8 protein-coding genes are annotated in these 10000 nt (G+C 36.8%); all 8 read right to left on the bottom strand.

The window, feature by feature from the left end:
- Positions 1 to 144 precede the first annotated feature (144 nt).
- The 8 genes from EHS13_RS00040 to dnaA all read right to left on the bottom strand — a co-directional run bounded on the left by EHS13_RS00040 (position 145) and on the right by dnaA (position 10000).
- On the bottom strand, positions 145 to 1221 hold the full coding sequence (locus EHS13_RS00040) for an HD-GYP domain-containing protein (RefSeq protein WP_155698218.1): 1077 nt from the start codon (positions 1219 to 1221) through the stop codon (positions 145 to 147).
- A 91-nt stretch (positions 1222 to 1312) separates the two neighbouring features.
- A complete protein-coding gene (gyrA, locus tag EHS13_RS00035; RefSeq protein ID WP_155698216.1) occupies positions 1313 to 3778 on the bottom strand; it encodes a DNA gyrase subunit A in 2466 nt (821 codons plus the stop codon).
- A gap of 26 nt (positions 3779 to 3804) precedes the next feature.
- A complete protein-coding gene (gene gyrB / locus EHS13_RS00030; protein WP_155698214.1) occupies positions 3805 to 5721 on the bottom strand; it encodes a DNA topoisomerase (ATP-hydrolyzing) subunit B in 1917 nt (638 codons plus the stop codon).
- Between the two features lie 41 nt (positions 5722 to 5762).
- A complete protein-coding gene (gene remB / locus EHS13_RS00025) occupies positions 5763 to 6011 on the bottom strand; it encodes an extracellular matrix regulator RemB (RefSeq protein WP_155698213.1) in 249 nt (82 codons plus the stop codon).
- A gap of 12 nt (positions 6012 to 6023) precedes the next feature.
- Positions 6024 to 7136, bottom strand: a complete 1113-nt coding sequence (recF, locus tag EHS13_RS00020) for a DNA replication/repair protein RecF (RefSeq protein ID WP_155698211.1) — start codon at positions 7134 to 7136, stop codon at positions 6024 to 6026.
- The gene (gene yaaA, locus EHS13_RS00015; protein WP_155698209.1) at positions 7136 to 7351 is read right to left on the bottom strand and encodes a S4 domain-containing protein YaaA; all 216 of its coding nucleotides are present in this window, start codon (positions 7349 to 7351) and stop codon (positions 7136 to 7138) included. Before yaaA ends, recF begins: the two co-directional genes overlap by 1 nt.
- Before the next feature lie 12 nt (positions 7352 to 7363).
- A complete protein-coding gene (gene dnaN, locus EHS13_RS00010) occupies positions 7364 to 8506 on the bottom strand; it encodes a DNA polymerase III subunit beta (protein ID WP_155705160.1) in 1143 nt (380 codons plus the stop codon).
- A 135-nt stretch (positions 8507 to 8641) separates the two neighbouring features.
- The gene (gene dnaA, locus EHS13_RS00005) at positions 8642 to 10000 is read right to left on the bottom strand and encodes a chromosomal replication initiator protein DnaA (RefSeq protein ID WP_155698207.1); all 1359 of its coding nucleotides are present in this window, start codon (positions 9998 to 10000) and stop codon (positions 8642 to 8644) included.

Below are 10000 nucleotides of genomic sequence, written 5' to 3'. Positions count from 1 at the left end.
ATCACAGTCTTTCATTGAAATAATAAAGCATTTAAAGCACTTTTAATTCGCTAATATTAGAATGATCTGACACGCAAATGCAATGTTTAATGAAAAAAAGTTCACCCAGCTAAATATATCAGCTGGGTGAACTTTAATAACCTTTTATTGAAACTTAGCAATAACTTCTCTTATATATAAACTTCGTTCTACCATTAGATTAACTATGACTCCATTAACACTAATCCACGGTCTCGTCGGATAGGATCGGTCTGAGAAAACAATTTCTCCCAAGCGATTATCGCTTAAACGTACAAGTGTTCCATTTTGCAGGGAGGTTACTCGATTAATGAAGGTCTGGACCAATGTTGGGTCAAGCTTTCCGAATGATTCTTTCAATAAATCCTCTAATACCAGATAAGGTGAGTTTACTTTACGATAAGCTCTTTCGTTAGTCATCGCATGAAAAATATCCGCAATTGCCAGCAGCTTAGAATAAATATGTATTTTATCTCCCTTTAAGCTGAGTGGATAGCCGGATCCATCTTCTCTTTCATGATGCTGCAGCGCTGCTAGCTTCACACCTTCATTAATGGCTGGCATGTTTTTGATGATTTGATAGCCGAAAACAGTGTGTTTTCTAACTTCATCAAATTCAGCTGTAGTTAATTTAGACGATTTTTCAAAAATAGCACTATCAATCTTCACGTTACCAATATCGTGCAACAATCCTGCTAATGCTATTGGCATCCAATCCTTTTGTTGAAAATTATGCCATTTGGCCAATTGATAAGAAGTTAAACAGACCATGACACTGTGATGAATTAAATATTCACCCATTCTCACATTCTTAGGAACAAAAGTTAATATATTATATTGATCAATATATTGAAGCGTTGCTTCAAGCTGCGTACGGATTTCCAACACAGGTGGAATTTGTCCATTACGTGCATCATGAAAGACCTTACGCATCAGTTTAACTAAATTATCATATTTCTCAAAAAATGGTACATCTGCTTGGTTCAAGTCATCCTGTTGATTCTGAGAATTTTCCTCTGTTGCTTCTGTATCCCTAGACTCAATAGAAACAAACGCTACAAAAAATGCACGCAGAATTTCAATCTCTTTTGGGGTCACGAACCGACCTTTCTCAAAAAGTAGATTTCCTCTTTTGGTAAGCACATTCTCAAATATCTGATCGCCTGATTTAAGCTGTGAAACAGGAACTGAAATAACTCCCATATTAGGTCCCTCGCCCTACTCTATATTCATACTTTCATTGTAAAACAAAAAGGAAGGGCTTGGTAGCCCTTTCCCATAAAAATTTTAAATTTTATTCTATTAGCTCGTCATCATCAGCAAATTCAGCAATTTCCTCGCTTTTTTCTACTCGTGCCAAGGTTGCTACTTCATCATCTTCTTTAATATTGATCAAACGAACACCTTGGGTATTTCTACCCATAGAGGAAATACCTGACATATCAGTTCGGATAACCGTACCCAATGCCGTTATGATCATTAGATCCTCATCATCCTTAACCACTTTTAAACCAACCACAGGTCCGTTCTTAGGGGTTACATTCAAAGTCTTGATTCCTTTACCCCCACGTGTTTGAATACGATACTCAGACATTGGCGTTCGTTTACCAAAGCCTTTAGTTGTTACAATAAGTACACTGTCGTCTTCACTAACAATATCCATATCTATAACATCATCTTGCTCGGAAATCCGTATACCAATAACACCCGTTGCTGATCGACCCATGGAGCGGACATCTTTCTCTGGAAAGTGAATGGACATTCCTAGCTTAGTTCCCATTACAATAGCTCGGTCTCCATCTGTTAGCTTCACACCGATCAAATCATCGTCTTCACGCAGATTAATCGCGATCAGCCCACCCTTACGGATATTACCATATTCATTCAAAGGTGTTTTCTTAATAACCCCTTTTTTTGTTGCAAAGAATAGGAATTGCTCCGAATCAAAACTTTCTACCGGAATTACGGCATTAATCGTCTCACCTTGCTCAATTTGAATCAAATTGATAATCGGTGTTCCTCTAGCAGTCCTGCTTAAATCAGGAATTTCATAAGCTTTTAATTTATATACTTTTCCTTTATTTGTGAAGAACAGTAGAAAATGATGGGTATTGGTAACAAATAGATGCTCAACGAAATCATGATCCTTCGTATCCATTCCAATTACTCCACGTCCACCACGTTTTTGGTTTCGATAAGTATTGACTGGAAGACGTTTGATATAACCCGTGTGAGTAATCGTAATAATAACTTCCTCACGTGGAATTAAGTCTTCATCCTCAATGCTCTCTTCACCAATCGTAATTTCAGACCGTCTTTTATCAGCAAATTTATTTCTAATTTCACTCAGTTCTTCACTAATGATGGAAAGAACCAGCTGCTCATCTCCCAAGATAGCTTTATATTCGGCTATTCTTTTGACCAGTTCAGCATATTCTGCTTCAATTTTTTCTCGCTCCAAACCCGTTAAACGCTGTAAACGCATATCGAGAATGGCTTGAGCTTGATCATAGCTTAAACTAAATTGTGAAATTAATCCTTCTCTTGCTTCTTCGGCATTCTGTGATGCTCTAATCAAGGCAATTACCCGATCTAGATGATCCAAAGCAATCCGTAAACCTTCAAGAATATGTGCTCTAGCTTCAGCTTTACGCAATTCAAATTCCGTACGGCGACGAATAACTACTTTTTGATGCTCCAGATAGTGATATAAAATATCTTTAAGATTCAAAGTTTTTGGTTCTTTGTTAACAATAGCTAACATATTGATTCCAAAATTACTTTGCAAGGATGTTTGCTTATAAAGATTATTCAAAACTACACTCGGATTAACATCTCGACGCAGCTCAATAACAATTCGCATCCCATTTCTATCCGACTCATCCCGTAGATCTGTTATGCCATCAATTTTTTTCTCTCTAACCAATTCCGCAATATTAATAATCAATCGCGATTTATTAACCTGATATGGCAATTCATTGACAATAATTCTCGCCTTACCACTGTTTTCTTCAATAATTGCTCTAGCTCGCATTGTAACCGAACCACGGCCCGTATTATATGCTCGCTTAATTCCTTCACGTCCTAAAATGAAACCATACGTAGGAAAATCAGGCCCTTTAATAAATTCCATTAACTCCATCGGAGTTATATCTGGAAATTTAATCATTTCCTGAAGTCCATCAATTACTTCGCCTAAATTATGTGGCGGAATATTCGTTGCCATTCCTACGGCGATGCCAGAAACACCATTTACTAATAAATTAGGGAACCGCGAAGGAAGTACAACCGGTTCATTCTCTTCACCGTCATAGTTTGGTTGAAAGTCAACGGTCTCTTTATTAAGATCACGCAACATTTCCATAGCAATCTTGGAAAGACGTGCTTCTGTATAACGCATTGCTGCAGCCATATCTCCATCAATCGATCCAAAGTTACCATGACCGTCAACTAGCATATAACGCAATGAGAAATCCTGCGCCATTCTAACCATGGATTCATAAACGGCGCTATCACCATGTGGGTGATACTTACCAATTACTTCACCAACGATTCTCGCTGATTTTTTATGTGGTTTATCGGAGCTCATTCCTAATTCAGACATTGCGAATAAAATACGACGATGAACAGGTTTCAAACCGTCTCTTACATCCGGTAATGCCCGACTAACAATAATGCTCATTGCATAATCCATGAAAGATTCGCGCATTTCTGAACCAATATCTCTATCTTTAACTTGGGAAACGAGCTCTTCAGCCATTACGTACCTCCTGAACCTCTATATAATTAAATATCTAGATTTTTCACATATTTGGCATGCATCTCAATAAATTCGCGACGAGGCTCAACGTTATCACCCATTAGCGTATCGAAAATTTCGTCTGCTTCGATAGCATCTTGAATACTAACCTGTAGCAATATTCGGCTTTCTGGATCCATCGTAGTTTCCCATAGCTGAATAGCATCCATTTCACCTAGACCTTTATATCGCTGTGTATTCACCTTGACGCCTTCACCATATTCCTGAAGAATAGCTTCTCTTTGTTTATCATTATAGGCGTAACGAATCGTTTTATTTCTTTCTAGCTTATATAACGGTGGTTGAGCAATATAAATATAGCCCATTTCAAATAGTTTTCTCATATAGCGATAAAAGAATGTCAATAGCAATGTACGAATATGAGCACCATCAACATCGGCATCCGTCATAATAATAATTTTGTGATAACGAGCTTTGGCAATATCAAAATCATCACTAATCCCAGTACCGAATGCTGTAATCATAGAACGAATTTCAGTATTCCCAAGAATTTTGTCTAATCTAGATTTTTCTACGTTTAGAATTTTTCCGCGCAAAGGTAAAATAGCTTGGAAATGACGGTCACGTCCTTGTTTAGCAGAACCACCCGCAGAATCACCTTCGACTATATAAATTTCACTAATTGAAGCATCTTTAGAGGAGCAATCTGCTAATTTCCCGGGTAATGATCCGATTTCGAGTGCACTTTTACGACGTGTTAACTCACGAGCTTTACGAGCAGCTTCTCTAGCACGTGAAGCCATGATCCCTTTTTCAATTATCTTCTTGGCTACAGCCGGGTTTTCATTCATAAACTCTTGCAGCTTTTCAGAGAATAAAGATTCAACAATTCCTCTAACTTCACTATTGCCCAATTTTGTTTTAGTTTGACCCTCAAATTGTGGCTCTGGAATCTTTACAGAAATGATCGCAGTTAAACCTTCACGCACGTCATCTCCAGAAAAGTTGGAATCACTCTCTTTGATCGCATTGGTTTTGCGTGCATAATCATTCAAAATCCGCGTTAATGCGCTTTTGAAGCCAGATTCATGCGTACCACCTTCATGCGTATTAATATTATTAGCAAACGAATAGATATTCTCCGAATAGCTATCGTTATATTGCAACGCAACTTCGACTTGAATATTATCTCTAGTTCCTTCAGTAAAAATTGGTTTTTCATGCAATACTTCACGATTACGATTTAAATACTCAACAAATGAGACAATTCCACCTTCATAGCTATATGATGCAGAGTGATCTGTACGCTCGTCCAATAGATTAATCTCAATACCTTTATTTAAAAAAGCTAATTCTCTAAGTCGAGATTGAAGAATATCAAAATCATATTCCGTTGTTTCTGTAAAAATAGTCGGATCTGGTGTAAATGTGATTTTAGTACCTGTTTCATCGGAGTCACCAATGACTTTTAAATCATATTGTGGTACACCTTTGCTATATTCTTGTTGATACACATGGCCTTTTACTTTTACGGTTACAACCAACAAAGATGAGAGAGCATTAACAACTGAAACCCCTACACCATGTAGCCCTCCCGATACTTTATAACCTGAATCATCGCCACCAAATTTACCGCCTGCATGAAGAACGGTTAAAACAACCTCAAGTGCCGGTCTTTTCATTTTGGCATGCTCACCTACGGGAATACCTCGTCCATTATCCGTGACACTCACGCTATTGTCTTTATGTACAACGATATCTATTTTGTTGCAATAGCCGGCAAGTGCCTCATCGATACTATTATCTACAACTTCCCAAACTAAATGATGCAACCCTCTAGCACTTGTTGAACCAATATACATCCCTGGACGCTTTCTTACAGCTTCTAATCCTTCGAGTACTTGAATCTGATTTTCATCATACGTATTGGCATTGGCTGACATGAATCGTTCACCTACTTATAAGATTTCAAAACAGTTTTTTGTTAATTCATCCACAATTGGTGGGCTCTCTTTTTTAGGGTACTAGAGGAAATGGGTGAATAATATATTTTGTTGATCGTGACAACTAAGGATTTACTATCTTCTTCACCAATCATCTCAATCTTTTTTTCTTTTTCTGCGTGGCTTATAAATTGCTTGGAAATTTTCGAGGTTTTTTCCATGGATAAATCAAAAATAGCGATCAATTCAGCTGCTCTAATAATTTTTTCTCCACCCAAATGTATGAACATACCTACCACCCTCTACCTTTCTATGCTACCATTTCTCACTTTAAATATCGCTGCATCACTTAATTTACTTAAATTTATGCTCTCGATACTTGTTGTTGTAATAAAGGTTTGCACTTTGTTCTGGAAGGTTTCGATAAGCTGCGTTTGACGATACTGATCCAATTCAGATAAAACATCGTCCAAAAGAAGAATAGGATATTCCCCTACTTCTTCATGAATTAATTCAAGTTCTGCTAATTTTAAGGATAAAGCCGTTGTTCTTTGTTGTCCTTGAGATCCATACTGCTGGACTTCTTTGCCGTTAATAAAAAAAAGCATGTCGTCGCGATGAGGTCCTACAAGCGTCACACCACGTCTAATTTCCTGTTCCTTCACATGTTTTAACTTTACCATAAACTGTTCAAATATAACAGTTTCATCTTCAGACCCCTGTAAATCAAAGGATGGTAGATACTCTATAGTCATTAGCTCACGTTGATTGGTTATTCCAGAATGGACTCGTTCTGCCCATATTTGCAGCTTTTTTATAAAGCTTTGCCTTTTTTTAACTATTTTAACACCAAAATTTACTAATTGCTCATTCCACACTTCTAACATCTCGTAATTTATGTTTTTTTGCTGGATTAGCTGCTTTAAATAATTATTGCGTTGAACCAGAATTTTCTGATATTGCATGATGTCATGCAGATACCTGGGATAAACTTGGCCTAATTCCATATCTAAAAAACGTCGTCTTGTACCAGGGGAGCCTTTAACAATTTCTAAATCCTCCGGTGCAAACAAAACAACATTCAAGGTTCCAATAAACTGACTGAGCTTTTTTTGTTCCAACCCATTAATTTTGGCTTTTTTTCCTTGCTGCGAAATGACCAAATGTAATTGATTAACTCCATACTTCTTATCGATCTCACCATGCATAATAGTTTGTGTCTCGTTCCAGCGAATCAATTCTTTATCTTGATTGGTCCGATGTGATTTCGTTAAAGCCAGTACATAGATTGCTTCAAGGATGTTGGTTTTACCTTGCGCATTAGGGCCAACAAATAGATTAACTTTGCTATCCAGCTGCAAATCAAATTGTTCGATATTGCGATAATTCTGCAAAGCAAGCCTGTTCAAAAACATTAGCTGCGCACCACTTTAAAGGGACCAAATCCGTCTACATCAACAATATAGTCATGATATAGCTTTTTTCCTCGTCTATTCTCTGGTTCACCGTTAACAGTTATTTTTGTTTCTTCAAGAAAGCTTTTTGCTTGTCCACCTGTAGAAATGCACTCAGAAAGCTTTAAAAATTGTCCTAACGCTATATATTCTGTTTTGATTTCTACCGTTTGCATATTTGCAGCTCCTTAGTTTGTAGTTCGATAAGGAAGAATTAATTGTAGCAGGCTGATTCCTTCATCAGGTTGAATAATTATCGGGCTCATTGCTCCTGTAAAACTTAGCTTTATAAATTCTGTATCTAAGACTTTAAGTGCATCCAGCATATATTTTGAGTTAAAAGATATCTTTAATAAATCACCTGAAATATGTGTTGTTTCAATGGTTTCCGTTACTTTACCTAATTCCGATGAGCTCGAAGATATCTCTATTGTTTCATCTTCATGCATGATCATTTTTACAATATTGGTTTTGTCTTCTCTGGAAAGCAAGTATGCACGATCTATTGAGTCTGTAAAATTTCTGGCATTAACGGTTAGTTCTGTTTGAAAGGTTTGCGGAATAAGCTTAGTAGTATCGGGATATGTCCCGTCCAATATACGTGAGTAAAAAAGAATCTTTTGCATCCGGAATAAGATTTGATTATCCGCTACAACAATATCAACCAATGAATTTTGATCTGGTAATATTTTATTCAATTCATTCAGGGTCTTGCCTGAGATAACAATATTATTAAATTGTTGGTCTGTAGAGACATCCATATTGGTTTCTCTTGTTGCTAATCTATGACGATCACAAGCTATTAGTTTTAATTTCTGATCAGCTAAGCTCCAGAGGACGCCGGTTAGAATGGGTGTTGTTTCCGTTGTAGATACAGCAAATGCAGTTTGTTTGATCATAGCTTTTAATAAATCACTTGCCATTGAAATCGTTTTGTTCTGTTCTATAACAGGTAAGAGAGGATATTCTTCAGCATCCAAGCCTACCATTTGGATTTCTGAGGATCCGGAACGGATGATTGTTTGAAAATTCTGCAATAATTCAATTTCAATTTCTTCAGCTGGTAATTTTCGTATTATTTCGATAAAAAATTTAGCAGGCAATACTACACTGCCTATTTTCATTATTTGGATAATTTGTAAACCGTTCTCTTCTAAAGGGACAAAGCATTGAATAGATATATCTGTATCACTTGCTGTGAGGGTTACACCTTGGTGTGTTGCATCTATTTTGACGCCGTTGAGAATGGGAATTGTTGTTCTTGAAGATATAGCCTTTGATACATGTTGAATGGCTTCGTTTAGTTGATGTTTGAGAATGGTTAATTTCATCATTTTACTCCTTATATTATTATTCTTTTTATTAGTAATAGTAGTAGGGGCACTGAATATGTGGATATGTGGGTAAAAGCGGCATAATTAAAGCCTATTCACATGTGGATAGATTGTGCATAGGCTTAACCTTTATTAAGCGTTAGGATGTTTAATTTTTTCGGTAATATTGTGGATAATTTTTGATAACTCATGATCTAGTTTTAGGGATGTTACTATCTTATCATGTGCATGAATAACGGTGGTATGATCCCTGCCTCCAAAGGCTTCACCTATCTTAGGTAAAGAGAAGTCAGTTAGCTCTCGGGAAAGGTACATGGCTACTTGTCTAGGGAATGCGATGGCCTTGGTTCTTTTGCGTGCTTTAAAATCTTCTAAGCGCATACCAAAAAATTCACCAACACGTTGCTGTATATCCAATATAGAGATAATTCTGGGACGATTGGATGGAATAATATCTTTAAGTGCTTCTGCTGCTAAATGAACGGTAATATCTTGATTAACCAGGGATGAATAAGCTACTACACGGATTAATGCACCTTCTAGCTCACGAATATTCGTATCAATTTGATTCGCTATGTATCCCATGGCATCATTTGGTATTTCTAAATTTTCAGCTTTTGCTTTTTTTCGTAAAATCGCAATACGTGTTTCTAAATCAGGTGGTTGAATATCGGTAATTAGGCCCCATTCAAAACGGGATCTTAAACGTTCTTCAAGTGTAGGAATCTCTTTAGGCTGGCGATCGCTAGAAATAATAATTTGTTTATGCTCTTCATGAAGAGCGTTAAATGTATGGAAAAATTCCTCTTGTGTTCCATCTTTTCCGGCTAGAAATTGAATATCATCTATTAGTAGTACATCAATAGTTCTATATTTATTACGAAAGCTTTCTCCTCGATTGTCGCGAATGGCATTAATAAATTCGTTTGTAAACTTCTCAGATGATATATACATGACTCGTGCGTTTGGATTGTGTTCAAGTACATAATGACCAATGGCATGCATCAAATGGGTTTTACCTAGACCAACCCCACCATATAGAAACAGGGGATTGTAGGATTTAGCCGGTGCTTCCGCTACAGCTAAAGAAGCTGCATGTGCAAATCGATTTCCTGTACCAATTACAAATGTATCGAAAGTATACTTGGGATTCATCATATTAGGATAAGAATCTTCAGATAATACAATGTTTTCTTTAGGTGTAGGGAAGAAGGATGAGGTACCACCCTGATTAGGTAAGTTCTCTTCAATTACAAATTGAACCTCTACTTGTTTACCTAAACATTCGAACACAGTTGAAGTAATCATTTTCACGTAGCGTGTTTCTAACCATTCTTTAGCAAAATTGGTTGGAGCACAAATAACCAAATTGGAATCGATAAAAGAAACTGCTTTTGTTGATTTTAACCATGTATCGAAGCTGGGTTTACTCAGTTTAGTCTGAATTTCAGCTAGTACTTGTTGCCATAACTCATTTATATGGCTATCCAC

The organism is Paenibacillus psychroresistens (assembly GCF_009728935.1).
Taxonomy (GTDB): Bacteria; Bacillota; Bacilli; order Paenibacillales; family NBRC-103111; genus Paenibacillus_AC; species Paenibacillus_AC psychroresistens.
The sequence above is the reverse complement of the archived record's forward strand: the minus strand, read 5'-3'. Positions and strand labels throughout refer to the sequence as shown.

What these genes read in the sequence shown, in the direction of transcription:
- remB (WP_155698213.1), bottom strand. Translation starts at nt 6,011, where the DNA reads ATGTTCATACATTTGGGTGGAGAAAAAATTATTAGAGCAGCTGAATTG.
- recF (WP_155698211.1), bottom strand. Translation starts at nt 7,136, where the DNA reads ATGTTTTTGAACAGGCTTGCTTTGCAGAATTATCGCAATATCGAACAA.
- gyrB (WP_155698214.1), bottom strand. Translation starts at nt 5,721, where the DNA reads ATGTCAGCCAATGCCAATACGTATGATGAAAATCAGATTCAAGTACTC.
- gyrA (WP_155698216.1), bottom strand. Translation starts at nt 3,778, where the DNA reads ATGGCTGAAGAGCTCGTTTCCCAAGTTAAAGATAGAGATATTGGTTCA.
- dnaN (WP_155705160.1), bottom strand. Translation starts at nt 8,506, where the DNA reads ATGAAATTAACCATTCTCAAACATCAACTAAACGAAGCCATTCAACAT.
- EHS13_RS00040 (WP_155698218.1), bottom strand. Translation starts at nt 1,221, where the DNA reads ATGGGAGTTATTTCAGTTCCTGTTTCACAGCTTAAATCAGGCGATCAG.
- yaaA (WP_155698209.1), bottom strand. Translation starts at nt 7,351, where the DNA reads ATGCAAACGGTAGAAATCAAAACAGAATATATAGCGTTAGGACAATTT.